The following is a 12,702-nucleotide window of genomic DNA, read 5'->3' on the forward strand; positions in this document are numbered from 1 at the left end:
GAATGGCAAACAGTTACGTTTGGCCCACGCCCGCCCGCCCTAACCAGAATTTTTGGGCAGGTATGGTGACCTCCAAGGGCTGCCGGGCGGCCTAGTCATCTGGCGGGCGGGAACGACATCAAATTCACACTTTTCAGGAAGGGAAGGCTACCCTAAGTCGTTCCCATCTTTTGTTCCTGCTTCCCCGGCAGCACTGCAAGGCGGTATTTTCGTGCGCTCGTTCCTTCGGCCCCGCGTCCTCGTGGCAGCCCTCACCACCCTCACCCTGGCCGGCTGCGGCTTCAGCGGCACCCAGACGCAGTCCGTCCAAAGCACCGCCGCCGCGGACACCAGCCAGCGTATCGTGGTGGACAACTTCCGGGCCCCGGTGGCCAACTGGGCCCTCGAATCAGATGCCGCCTACATCCTCTCCCTCTCCGGCTGCCTGGAGACGCTGACCAAGTATGACCAGGCCGAGGGCAAGGTTGTGCCGTTCCTGGCCACCGAATGGAAGCAATCCTCCCCGCTGGACTGGGACTTCACCATCCGCCAGGACGTGTCGTTCCAGGACGGAACCAGGCTCACTGCCGAATCCGTGGTGGCCGCACTGAACCACGTCCTGGATGCCAAGGTCCCCGCCCGCGCCTTCAACCGCACCATGATCAGCAATGTCAGCGCCGTGGACGCGAGCACCGTCCGTGTGAGCACCCCGGCCGAGAACCCTTTGGTCCCGTACCGCCTGGCGAGCGTCAACACCGGCATCCTGGCCCCGGCAGCCTACAAGGACACCGAGGTGGACCCGTTCGGCCACTGCACCGGCCCCTTCACCCCGGTCTCGGAAAAAACCAAGCAGTCGCTGACGCTTGACCGCAATGAAAACTACTGGGGCGGCGACGTCCAGCTGGCAGGGGCGGAGATCCGCTTTATCACCAACGGCGCCACCCGCGCCGCCCAGGTCCAGACCGGCGAAGCGGACATCTCCCTCTCCATCCCCGTCGCCAGCCTGGCCACCCTGAAGGGCGCTGCCGGCGTCACCGTGTTGGGCGCCGACTCACCACGTACAGCCACGCTTTACATGAACAACGGCCGCGCCCCGCTGGACAACGTCGACGTGCGCAAGGCAATCCGCGATTCCCTGGACCTGGAGGCCCTGGCTGCCAGCGTCTACGAAGGCGCGGCCCTGCCAGCCACGGGACCTTTCGCACCGTCGGAGCCCTGGGCCGGCGACGCGCAGGAGGAGTACAAGCAGGACCTGGAGGCGGCCCGCGCCCAGCTGGAAAAAGCCGGCTACACCCCTGACCGCCCGCTGGAGATCATCGCCATCGTGGAGCGCGCCGAGTTCGCGGACGTCGCCGCGGTCATCCAGGAGAACCTGAAGGCCATCGGCATCCCGCTGTCCATCCAGGCAAAGGAATACGCGTCCGCGGAACCTGACGTGCTGGCGGGCAACTACGACATGCTGCTCAGCCAGCGCAACCGGCTGATCGACATCGCCGACCCCATCGGCTTCCTGACGGCCGACTACACCTGCAAGGGCACGTACAACCTGAGCCACTTCTGCGATGCCGAGTACGACAGGATCATCGCCGAGGCGGCCAAGACAGTGGACACCAACGAACGGTACAAGCTGTACGCGGAAGCCGGTCAGATCCTCCGGGACAAGGCGGTCAACGCCTGGCTGGTCAACGAACAGGCCACCGACGCGATCCGCACGGATGTCCTGAACTACGTGCAGGATCCCCTCTCCCGGTACGTCCTGACGGCAAAGACGGCCAAGGCCGCCTCCTAGCCCCTCAGGACCACCGCATGCTGCAGTTCATCGCCAAACGGACCGCCACCCTGGTGGCCGCCGTCGCTGTGTCCTCTTTCGCGGTGTTCCTCATCCCCTACGTCACCCCCGGCGACCCGGTCCGGAAAATCATCCGGTCCAGGGTCACCGGGGATGCCATCGAAGACTCCTCCGTCCAGGCCCTCGCCCAGAGCCTGGGACTGAACGATCCCCTGGCCGCCCAGTACTTCCGGTGGCTGGGCAACTTCTTCAGCGGCGACATGGGGCTGTCCTACGTCAGCCGCACCCCCGTCGCCGAGCAGGTCCTGCCCGCGCTTGCCGTCACGCTCAGCCTCGTGGCCATGTCGCTGGGGCTCGCCGCCGCCGTCGCCCTTCCGCTCGGCATCATCTCCGGACTGCGTCCGGGCAGCCTGCCGGACAAGGCCATCACTGCTGTGACCCAGGCGTTCATCGCAATGCCGGAGTACTGGGTGGCGCCGGTGCTGGTCCTGGTCTTCGCCCTCAAGCTCTCGGTGCTGCCCACGGCCGGGTGGAACGACCTGTCCTCGGCGGTCCTTCCTGCCTTGACCCTGGCACTGCGGCCCATCAGCTTCTTCGCCTCCGCGGTCCGCGCCGGCATCATCGACGCAGCAGCAGCGGACCACGTCCCGGCTGCCCGGGCGCGCGGCCTGAGCCATGCCCAGTCCATCGTCCGGCATGTCATTCCCAACGGGCTGGTACCCCTGTCCACCCTGTTCGCCGTCTGGTTTGCCGGGCTGCTGGGTGGCTCCGTGATCGTGGAGGTGATCTTCGCGGTGCCCGGCATGGGCCGGCTGCTCTTTGATTCCGTGGTCAACAGCGACATCCCCCTCGCACAGGGCGGCGTGGTGGTGGTCGTGGCGCTTGCCGTGGCGGTAACCACCTTTGCCGATTTCGTCCACCGTTTCCTCAACCCCACGGTGGGAGGTTCCCTTGCGTAGCCGGATCACCGTAACAACCGTGGCAGCGTCGGTCCTGGCCCTGATCGTCCTGGCGGTGCTGCTGGCCCCGTGGATCTCGCCCTACCCGCCCGCGGAGCAGAACCTGGCACTGCGCCTGGCACCGCCGTCGGCAGCGCACTGGCTCGGCACCGACAACCTGGGCCGGGACACGCTGAGCCGGATCCTGGAGGGTGGCCGGTTCTCCATGTCCGTCGCCGCACTGGCAACAGTGCTGACCTGCATCCTGGGCGCGGGCATCGGCATCCTTAGCGCCCGGCGCCGCGGCTGGGTGGATGAGTTCCTCACCCGCACCAACGATGTCCTGCTCGCGCTGCCGGAGATGGTGGTGGCGCTGTTCATCGTGGCAGCCCTCGGCACCGGATTCGGCCCCCTGCTGCTGGCGCTCACCGTCACCGGCTGGACGCCCTTCGCCCGGCTGGCCCGGACCCTGGCGTACGACGTCTCCGCCCGCGGATTCGTGGACGCCGCCCGGGTGCTGGGCTGCAGTCCGCGCTTCATAATCTTCCGGCATGTCCTGCCGCACCTTGCCGCACCGATCCTGGGCCAGGCCACCCTGCGGTTCGGCCACCTGCTCATCAGCGTGGGCGCCCTCTCCTACCTGGGCCTGGGCGTCCAGCCGCCGCAGTCGGACTGGGGCTCCATGCTGGCCGCGGCGCAGCCGTTCGCCGACCGCGCACCGCTGGGCATCCTGGCCCCGGGCCTGGTCATCTTCACGGTTGCCCTCTGCGTCACGCTGCTGGGCCAGCGCGCCGCCCACATGGCCGCCGGGCCCCTGCTGCTCCCTGCGGCGGCAGACACGTGAGCGCCCGGCTGGTGCTGGACCGCCTGGAGGTCCGGCAAAAAACGGACGACGGCGGATCCGGCCGCCGTTTGCTGTCCGACGTCTCCCTCGCCGTCGAGCCTGGCGAGTTCGTGGCGCTGGTGGGCAGTTCCGGATCGGGAAAGACGCTCACCGCCATGTCCTGCCTGCGGCTGCTGCCCCCGCAACTGGAAATCACCGGCGGGTCCATCCGGCTGGGGGACCAGGACCTGACCCGCGCCGGCGAACCCGAACTCAATGCGGTCCGCGGCGGGCGGCTGGGCATGCTGTTCCAGCAGCCCAAGCGGATGTTCAACCCCAACCGGACCATCGGCAACCACTTAAAGGAGCCGCTGCGCCTGCACGCCGGGCTGCGGGGGCACAAAGCCCGGGCCAAGGCACTGGAGCTGCTGGAGGAAGTGGGTTTCGCCGACCCCGGCAAAGGCCTCCGGGCTTTCCCGCACCAGCTCTCCGGAGGCATGGCCCAGCGCGCCATGACCGCCCTGGCGCTGGCCGGGCAGCCGGACATGCTCCTGGCGGACGAGCCCACGTCCGCCCTGGACAAGATGCTGGAACGCCAGGTGCTGCAGCTGCTGGACCGCGAACGCCGGGAGCGCGGGCTCGGCATCCTGTACATCACGCACAACCTGGCCTCCGTCGCCGCGTACGTGGACCGTGTCCTGGTCATGAACTCCGGCAGCATCGTGGAGGGCGGACCCGCAGGTGAGCTGCTCACCCGCCCCGCAACGGACTATGCCCGGGACCTGCTGGCGGCGGCGCAGCTGGCACCCGCATCCCGGCGTCGTCCGTCCCCCGGGGAAGGCGACGTGCTGGTCCTGGACAAGGTGGGCAAGCGCTTTGGGCGCAGGCGCGGCAGTACCGTGCTGGAAGATGTCTCACTCTCCCTCCGCCGCGGGGAGATCCTGGGCGTGCTCGGCCAGTCCGGGTCCGGCAAGAGCACCCTGGCCAAGGCGATCGTCGGGCTTGACGAGGCCAGTGCCGGGACAATCAGCCGGCGGTTCGACGGCGGCGCAGCCCGGCGGCCCACGGCGGTGCAGCTGGTGTTCCAGGAGCCGCACGGCGCATTCGACCCCCGCATGACCCTGCGGGCCAGCCTGCAGGCGCCGCTGCTGCCCCGGCGGGACCTGTCGCCGGCACAGCGGGACGAGCGGATCGCGGCCGCCTTCAAGGAGGTGGAGCTGGATGCCGGCCTGCTGGACAAGCGCCCCGGCCAATGCTCCGGCGGCCAGCTGCAGCGGGCAACCATCGCCCGCGCCCTCCTGCTGGAACCCCGGGTCCTGATCTGCGACGAAGCCACCTCGGCACTGGACGCGCTCACGCAGCGGACCACCCTGAACCTGCTGCTGCGGCTGCAGCGCGAGCATGACCTGTCCCTGATCGTGATCTCCCACGACATGGACGTGGTGCGGTACATGTGCGACAGGGTTGCGGTCCTGCTCGAGGGCAGGGTTGTGGAGGTGGCCGAAACGCGCGACTTTTTCGCCGCCCCGCGGCACCCGCACAGCCGGGCACTGGTGAACGCGTCCATCCCCTGCCGCGCAGACGGCCTGTGGAGCATGCTGGACGCCAGGAACCCGGCCGTCCGGGGAAACACCTAAGGCCGGCCGGTCTCCAGGACGGAGGCAAGGTCAAAGTTGACCGGCTCCTCGAGCTGGGCGTAGGTGCAGGACTCGGGGTCCCGGTCCGGGCGCCAGCGGTTGAACTGGGCGGTGTGCCGGAACCTGTCCCCCTCCATGTGGTCGTACCGGACCTCCACCACCAGTTCGGGCCGCAGCGGCACGAAGGACAGGTCCTTGCCGGCGCTCCAGCGGCTGCCCTCGGCGTTCCGCGGCGTCCGTTCACCTTCCTCCTGCTTCGCCCACGCCCAGGGGTGGTTGTCGAAATCGGTCACGAGGGGCTGCAATTCCTGGAACAGCTCTTTGCGGCGCTTCATCGGAAAGGCGCCGATCACTCCAACGCTCGCCAAGCCGCCGTCGTCCTTGTACAAGCCAAGCAACAACGAGCCGATGCTGTCCGGCCCGCTCTTGTGCAGCCGGTAGCCGGCCACCACGCAGTCGGCCGTGCGCTCGTGCTTGATCTTGAACATCACGCGCTTGTCCGGCTCGTACCGGCCATCCAGCCTCTTGGCCACCACGCCGTCCAGGCCCGCGCCCTCGAACTGCTCGAACCACTTTCCAGCGGTTCCTTTGTCCGTGGTGGCGGCCGTGAGGTGGACCGGCGCCTTGCTGGCCGCCAGTGCCTTCTCCAGCGCGGCGCGGCGTTCGGAAAAGGGCCTGCCGGTGTAGTCGTCGTCGCCCAGGGCCAGGAGGTCGAAGGCCACGAAGGATGCCGGGGTCTGTTCCGCCAGCAGCTTCACCCGGCTGGCGGCGGGGTGGATGCGCTGCTGCAGGGTATCGAAGTCCAGCCGGTCGCCCGAGGCGCCCACCACGATGATTTCCCCGTCCACCACGCACCGCGGCGGCAGGTTCTCCTTCAGCGCCGCCACCAGCTCGGGAAAGTAGCGGGTCATGGGTTTTTCGTTGCGGCTGCCGATTTCCAGCTCGTCCCCGTCGCGGAAGATGATGGACCGGAAGCCGTCCCACTTGGGTTCGTAGCTGAGGCTCCCTGTTCCCGGAATACCGTCGATGCCGCTGACGGATTTGGCGAGCATGGGCGGGACAGGCGGCATCACGGGAAGTTCCATGTGCCCATTCTTGCCCGGCAGGCGCCCGGCGCGGAACCCCTGCCCGGCCCGCCGGCGCGCCGGATCAGCCCGCGAGCAGCCAGACGATGAGGATCAGTGCCGGCGCCGCGGCGGCCGTGGACAACATGATGGTTTCCCTGGCCACGGCCACACCCCGGCCGTACGTGCTGGCAAAAAGGAAGGCGTTCTGGGCGGACGGGAGGGCAGCCATCAGCACCACGCCCAGGAGCATGTGCTGGTCCAGGTTGAACAGGAAGCGCCCGACGACGAACGCCACCGCCGGCATCACAGCTGACTTGAGCAGAGTGGCCGTGAGGATTTCCGCCGTGTGCCCGCCGCTGCCCAGCATTCGGCTGCCGTGCAGCGACATGCCGAATGCCAGCAGCACCACCGGAACGGCGGCGCCGCCGAGCAATGCCAGCGGGGCCATCACCGGCTCAGGCAGCTCCACGTCGAGGGCGGCCAGGACCACGCCCAGGAGGGTGGCGATGATCATGGGATTCCGGAACGGCTGCGTCAGCATCAGCCGCGGCGAGAACCTGCCGGCGGCGGAGAGGTCCAGCAAGGTGAGCACCAGCGGCGCCAGCAGGAGCAGCTGGACCAGCAGCACCGGCGCCACGGGCGTGGCGTCCCCCAGGGCGTACAGGGTGATGGGGATGCCGATGTTGTTGGCGTTGACGTAGGAACTGGCCATGGCGCCGACTGCCGTCTCGGCCAGCGGCCTCCGGAACCACAGCCGGCTGATCCCCACATACAGCAGCGCGGTGACCAGGGCGGTAATCAGCGCCAGCGGCACGTAGGCGGAGAACACCACGCTGACGTCTGACTCCAGGACCACGGTGAACAGCAGGACCGGGTTGGTAATGAAGAACGCGGTGCGCGTCAATGCCGTGACAGTGGGCTCGCCGCCCAGGCCGCAGCGCGCGGCGATGTACCCCACGGCGATCACGACGCCGATCACCGCCAGCCCGATCAGCACGCCGCCCATTGAGGTACTTCCTTCCCGTTCCGCCGGCCCCCGCATCGTCGGCAGGAACGCAGTACTACAAGTTCCAAACTTATCCGACAAGTAGTCCGGTTCCCGTACCGGGGCCCGGGATGCCCTCGACAGGGCACCGTACCGGACGGTAGAGGTTAACGATGGTTACCGTCGGCTTTCACGCCTCGCACGAACAGATCAGTCCCGGCCAGCTGCTCCAGGATGTCCAGCACGCGGAGCATGCAGGCTTTGATGCCGCCATGTGCTCGGACCACATTGAGCCGTGGTCCGCACGCCAGGGCCATTCGGGGTTCGCCTGGTCCTGGCTCGGGGCCGCCCTGGCCACTACGGAACTCCGGTTCGGGGTGGTGACGGCACCTGGCCAGCGCTACCACCCGGCGATCATCGCCCACGCCTCCGCCACCCTGGCCGGGATGTTCCCGGGGCGGTTCTGGTTTGCCCCCGGCAGCGGCGAAAACATGAACGAGCACATTACCGGCGATGCCTGGCCGGCCAAGGACATCCGGCAGCGCCGGCTGGAAGAGTGCGTTGAGGTGATCCGCCGGCTGCACCGCGGCGAGGAGGTCACCCACCGCGGCCTGGTGACGGTGGAGCAGGCGCGGATCTGGGACGTCCCGGACGCTCCGCCGCCGCTGATAGCGCCCGCCATCAGCGTGGACACAGCCCGCCGTGCCGCAGCGTGGGCGGACGGGCTGGTCACCGTGAACCAGCCCGCGGACAAGCTCCGGGACATGCTGGCCGCCTACCGGGACAACGGCGGCCGCGGCAAGGCCGTGCTGCAGGTCCACCTCTCCTGGGCACCCCGCGAAGAGGATGCCGCGGCCATTGCGCTGGACCAGTGGCGGACCAACACCTTCGCCCCGCCCGTCCCCTGGGACCTGCCCACCGCGGGGCACTTCGACGGCGTGGGCGAGCACGTGGGCGAGGACCAGGTCCGCAAGTCGGTGAACGTTTCGGCCAGCACCGCCCGGCACGTGGACTGGCTGGCCGGGTACGCGGAGCTCGGTTTCGACGAGCTCTACCTGCACTTCGTGGGGCAGGAGCAGGCCCCCTTCATCGACGCGTTCGCGGCGGACGTTCTTCCGCACCTTCGCACGTCCGGCGGGACCCCTGCCGGCATTGCCGCTGAACCGCAGCTTGCTGCGGCAGCTGCCGAACCGTCGTCGAAGGCCCGGGCATGAGGCTCGCCGAGACGTCAGACCTGTGGTGGAAGAACGCGGTCATCTACTGCCTCGACGTGGAAACGTTCTTTGACGACGGCGGCGACGGCACCGGAGATTTCGCCGGGCTGACCCAGCGGGTGGACTACCTGGCCGCCCTGGGCGTGACCTGCATCTGGCTCATGCCCTTCTACCCGTCCCCGGACCGGGACGATGGCTATGACGTGACGGACTTCTTCGCCGTCGATTCCCGGCTGGGAACGCTCGGCGACCTGGTGGAGTTCATCCGCGCCGCCAAGGACAGGGGTATGCGCGTGATCGCGGACTTCGTGGTCAACCACACGTCTGACCAGCACCCCTGGTTCCTTGAGGCCCGGAAATCGACGGACAACGCGTACCGGGACTTCTACGTATGGCGCCAGGACACTCCCCCGGACACGTCCTCCGAGGTGGTCTTCCCCGGGGAGGAGAACTCGCTCTGGACGCAGGATGACGCCACCGGCGAGTGGTACCTGCACATGTTTGCCAAGCACCAGCCGGACCTCAACGTCACCCACCCCGGCGTCCGGGACCAGATCGCCAAGGCCATGGGGCTGTGGCTGGAACTGGGGCTGGACGGTTTCCGGCTGGATGCCGTGCCGTTCTTCCTGGAGACCCGCGGCCAGCCCAAGGACGAGGCCGCCAACCGGGACCCGCACGAGTACCTTGCGGCGCTCCGCAGCTTCGTGAGCCGCCGCAACGGCAGCGCGGTGCTGCTGGGCGAGGTGAACCTGCCCTACAAGGAGCAGCTGGAGTACTTCGGCGGACCCGAGGGCAACGAGCTGAACATGCAGTTCGACTTCATGTCCATGCAGCACATTTACCTGTCGCTCGCCCGGCAGGATGCCCGCCCGCTCGCCGAGACTCTCAAGAGCCGGCCGGCCATCCATCCGGACAACCAGTGGGCCATGTTCGTCCGCAACCATGACGAATTGACCCTGGACAAGCTCAGCGACGGCGAGCGCCAAGAGGTCTTTGCCGCTTTTGGACCCCGGAAAAACATGCAGATCTACGGCCGCGGGCTGCGCCGCAGGCTGCCGCCGATGCTGGGCGGCGACCAGGAACGGATCCGGATGGTGTACTCGCTGATGTTCTCGCTGCCGGGCACCCCCGTGCTGTTCTACGGCGAGGAGATCGGCATGGGCGAGGACCTCCGGCAGAAGAGCCGCGCCGCGGTGCGCACCCCCATGCAGTGGACCAGCGAAAAGAACGGCGGTTTCTCCAGTGCCAAAGCGGCGGACCTGGTGGCGCCCCTGGTGCGCGGTGAGTATGGGGTGGAGAACGTCAACGCTGCGGCCGCCAAGCGCGACCCGGACTCACTGTTCAATTTCATGGCCACCCTGATTGCACGTTACCGCGAGTCCGCGGAGCTGGGGTGGGGTGAATTCAACGTCATCGACCAGCCCGAGCCCGCCGTGTTCGCCCACACGTGCAGTTCCGACGGCGGCACGCTGGTGCTGCTGCACAACTTCGGCGAGGACACGGTAAAGGTCAGCGGCCTGGTGGGCGGCCAGGACGCCCCGCCGCAGGCCTACAAGGACGCCATGCTGCTGGACCTGTTCGACGGCGACAATGTGGAGTTGGAACCCGACGGCGGCTTCACGGCGGAACTGGGGCGTTACGGATACCGCTGGTTCCGGGTGCACCGGAAGGGGGACCGGCTGGCGCCGTAACGGGGGCGGCGCGCGCCGGCTGTGTGTAAAGATCAACCATGCGCGCCATGCAACACTCCAGCAAACTCCAGAATGTCCGCTACGAGCTCCGGGGCCCCATCCTCCAGGCGGCCAAGAACATGGAGGCCGAGGGGCACCGCATCCTCAAGATGAACCTTGGGGACACGGCGCCGTTCGGGCTGGAGGCGCCGGAGTCCGTCGTCGTGGACATGATCCACCATCTTCGCGGCGCGCAAGGGTACAGCGATTCCAAGGGGATCTTCACCGCCCGGACCGCCATCTCGCAGTACTACCAGACCCATGGGCTGATGAACATCGGCGTGGAAGACATCGTGATCGGCAACGGGGTCAGCGAACTGATCTCCATGTGCCTGCAGGCATTCATGGAAAACGGTGACGAGATCCTGGTCCCGGCGCCGGACTATCCCCTGTGGACCGCCGCCGTGACCCTGACCGGCGGCAAACCGGTGCACTATCTCTGTGACGAGGCGGAGAACTGGTGGCCGGACATGGCGGACGTGGAAGCGAAAATCACCAGCCGCACCAAGGGCATCGTGATCATCAACCCGAACAACCCAACGGGCGCCGTGTACCCCCGCCACGTCCTGGAACAGTTCGCTGCCCTGGCACGCAAGCACAACCTGGTCCTGTTTTCGGACGAGATCTACGAGAAGGTGCTGTATGACGGCGCCCGCCACATCCACACTGCCTCCGTGGCGGAAGACGTGTGCTGCCTGACCTTCAGCGGGCTGTCCAAGGCCTACCGGATGCCCGGTTACCGTGCGGGGTGGGTAGCCATCACCGGACCCCTCGCGGCCACCGTGGGCTACCGGGAAGCCCTTGAACTGCTCGCCTCGCTGCGCCTTTGCGCGAACGTTCCCGCCCAGCACGCCATCCAGACCTGCCTGGGCGGCTACCAAAGCATTGAGGCGCTGGTGAGTCCGGGCGGGCGGCTGCGGGAACAGCGCGACCTCGCCCACAAACTGCTGACCGCCATTCCCGGCGTCACCTGCGTGCCGGCGTCGGGAGCCATGTACCTGTTCCCGCGCCTGGATCCGGACCTGTACCCGATCGCCAGCGACGAGCAGTTCGTCCTGGACCTCCTGCAGGAGCAGAAGATCCTGGTCTCCCACGGCACCGCGTTCAACTGGCCTGCACCGGACCACTTCCGGTTCGTGATCCTTCCGTCCGTCCTGGACATCGAGGAGGCGGTGGAAAGGATTTCCGACTTCCTGGCCGGGTACCGCAGCCGCGGCGCCGCCTGAGAGGGGTCCCGTTTCCCGGCCACGCCCGCCGGACTGCCAGTAGGGTGCCGCAGAAACAACACCGGCTCGAAGAACTAACCGGTACCTAACCGCGGGGAAACGGGCGCGCAACATTGCCCCGCCACACTTGGTAGTGCAGGCAAGAGCCGGCACCAGCTCCAGCCAGGAGGCCACGCAATGTTGAAGAAAGCGACCCCGCATGTAACCAGAGTCCGCGCCCTGGACCAGCTCCACCGCGGTGACGAAATCGAGGCCCGCCTTTCCGTGGGCCCCTCCTACGACGACGTGGTGATCCGCCGCGGCAGCGTCCAGGAAACAGCGCCCGGCATCGGCGTCGTCTGGATCCTGGACCGGATCACTGGCCACCGGAAGGCAATCAACACGGACGAATGCAGCGTGTGGCGGGTCGCCTAGGCCTGCCTGTTCCTACACCGCGGCTGCGGGCGTAGTCAGTAAGGACTGCCCGCCGCCTATGTTGGATTCGACAGGGCATGCAGCCACTGGAGCGTTCCGTCCGTCATGGGGTGGGAGACGCCAAGCGTTTCCAGGAACGAGCGGGCCTCACGCATCTCGGCTTCCCGTCTCGCGGCGTGCAGCGCCGTGCCCTCAAGTACACGCTCCACCAGTTCGGGTCCGGCAGGGCCCAGTTCCGAGGCGATCTGGCCGACGAGCCAGTCCTCGGCCCCTGCTGCCCTGGCGGCGGTGACTGACTCGATGACGGTGGCCGCGAGACCTTTCATGAAAACGCTGCGGAGCAACTTCAGTCCGGCGGCCGCGCCTGCTTCGCCTCCTGCACTGGTCACCGGGATTCCCCATCCGGTGAGGACAGGCAGCAGGTTTTCCGCGCCCGCACCGCTCACCACCAGGGGCGTCTCAAGCCGGTCGCGTGGAACCGGCGCCAGGATGCCAACGTCGACGAATTGAATGTTGCGCCGGGATGCGCGTTCCGCCAATCGCCGCTTTACTGCGGGGCCCGCTGTATTCATGTCCGCGAAGATGCACGCCGGTTCCATCCCGGGCAGCGCTTCCTCGAGGACAGACTCTGCAGCATGCCCCCCAACCAGGCTGAGCACCACCCCTGTTCCACGCACGGCTTCGCCGACGCCACCGGCGGGGGTAACGCCGGCTGGAACAGCGGCGACCGCCGGATCGGCCGCCGTAACGCCCACTCCGCGCCGGGAAAGGTCCTCCGCGTAGATGCGCCCGGCTTCCCCAAGCCCCAGGACGGCGACCCGCATGCGGTCCTTCCCCCTTGCTCCTAAGATTGTAGACAAAATGGTGCTCACTCTGGGCCCCTCACTTGTTCGGCGATTC

Annotated in this window: 11 protein-coding genes; 8 read left to right on the plus strand and 3 right to left on the minus strand. The window is 67.7% G+C overall.

Going from position 1 to position 12,702, the window contains the following annotated elements; all coding sequences use genetic code 11:
* Window positions 1–211: 211 nt before the first annotated feature.
* From AC5RT3_RS08165 to AC5RT3_RS08180, 4 genes are read left to right on the plus strand one after another with little or no spacing between them, the layout of a single operon-like run.
* Window positions 212–1,768 (plus strand): ABC transporter substrate-binding protein, encoded by a 1,557-nt coding sequence (locus AC5RT3_RS08165; protein WP_494051927.1) that lies wholly within the window; start codon window positions 212–214, stop codon window positions 1,766–1,768.
* A 17-nt stretch (window positions 1,769–1,785) separates the two neighbouring features.
* Window positions 1,786–2,727 carry an ABC transporter permease gene (locus AC5RT3_RS08170; RefSeq protein WP_494051928.1) on the plus strand — a complete coding sequence of 314 codons (942 nt, stop codon included), beginning with the start codon at window positions 1,786–1,788 and terminating at the stop codon, window positions 2,725–2,727.
* Window positions 2,720–3,550 carry an ABC transporter permease gene (locus AC5RT3_RS08175; RefSeq protein ID WP_494011487.1) on the plus strand — a complete coding sequence of 277 codons (831 nt, stop codon included), beginning with the start codon at window positions 2,720–2,722 and terminating at the stop codon, window positions 3,548–3,550. Before AC5RT3_RS08170 ends, AC5RT3_RS08175 begins: the two co-directional genes overlap by 8 nt.
* The gene (locus AC5RT3_RS08180) at window positions 3,547–5,166 is read left to right on the plus strand and encodes an ATP-binding cassette domain-containing protein (protein WP_494051929.1); all 1,620 of its coding nucleotides are present in this window, start codon (window positions 3,547–3,549) and stop codon (window positions 5,164–5,166) included. The genes AC5RT3_RS08175 and AC5RT3_RS08180 overlap by 4 nt, the downstream gene beginning before the upstream one ends.
* On the opposite strand, the gene AC5RT3_RS08185 is transcribed toward AC5RT3_RS08180, so the two are convergent.
* Window positions 5,163–6,251 (minus strand): ATP-dependent DNA ligase, encoded by a 1,089-nt coding sequence (locus tag AC5RT3_RS08185; RefSeq protein WP_494051930.1) that lies wholly within the window; start codon window positions 6,249–6,251, stop codon window positions 5,163–5,165. The genes AC5RT3_RS08180 and AC5RT3_RS08185 overlap by 4 nt on opposite strands.
* A 64-nt stretch (window positions 6,252–6,315) precedes the next feature.
* Window positions 6,316–7,239 (minus strand): AEC family transporter, encoded by a 924-nt coding sequence (locus tag AC5RT3_RS08190; RefSeq protein WP_494123949.1) that lies wholly within the window; start codon window positions 7,237–7,239, stop codon window positions 6,316–6,318.
* A gap of 152 nt (window positions 7,240–7,391) precedes the next feature.
* Here AC5RT3_RS08190 and AC5RT3_RS08195 point away from each other — a divergent pair, with 152 nt between their 5' ends.
* The 4 genes from AC5RT3_RS08195 (at window position 7,392) to AC5RT3_RS08210 (ending at window position 11,802) form a co-directional block, all read left to right on the plus strand.
* Window positions 7,392–8,432 (plus strand): TIGR03885 family FMN-dependent LLM class oxidoreductase, encoded by a 1,041-nt coding sequence (locus AC5RT3_RS08195; protein ID WP_494011483.1) that lies wholly within the window; start codon window positions 7,392–7,394, stop codon window positions 8,430–8,432.
* Window positions 8,429–10,123, plus strand: coding sequence for an alpha-amylase family protein (locus AC5RT3_RS08200; protein WP_494123950.1), 1,695 nt, complete (start codon window positions 8,429–8,431; stop codon window positions 10,121–10,123). The genes AC5RT3_RS08195 and AC5RT3_RS08200 overlap by 4 nt, the downstream gene beginning before the upstream one ends.
* A 38-nt stretch (window positions 10,124–10,161) precedes the next feature.
* The gene (locus AC5RT3_RS08205) at window positions 10,162–11,388 is read left to right on the plus strand and encodes a pyridoxal phosphate-dependent aminotransferase (RefSeq protein ID WP_494103733.1); all 1,227 of its coding nucleotides are present in this window, start codon (window positions 10,162–10,164) and stop codon (window positions 11,386–11,388) included.
* Window positions 11,389–11,565: 177 nt separating this feature from the next.
* Window positions 11,566–11,802: a hypothetical protein gene (locus tag AC5RT3_RS08210; RefSeq protein WP_494123951.1), complete on the plus strand. Its 237-nt coding sequence runs from the start codon at window positions 11,566–11,568 to the stop codon at window positions 11,800–11,802.
* A 56-nt stretch (window positions 11,803–11,858) separates the two neighbouring features.
* Here AC5RT3_RS08210 and AC5RT3_RS08215 read toward each other — a convergent pair whose 3' ends face one another.
* Complete coding sequence (locus AC5RT3_RS08215; RefSeq protein WP_494123952.1) at window positions 11,859–12,626, minus strand: NAD(P)-dependent oxidoreductase; 768 nt, start codon at window positions 12,624–12,626, stop codon at window positions 11,859–11,861.
* Window positions 12,627–12,702 lie beyond the last annotated feature (76 nt).

Source organism: Arthrobacter sp. Y3221159 (assembly GCF_059089885.1).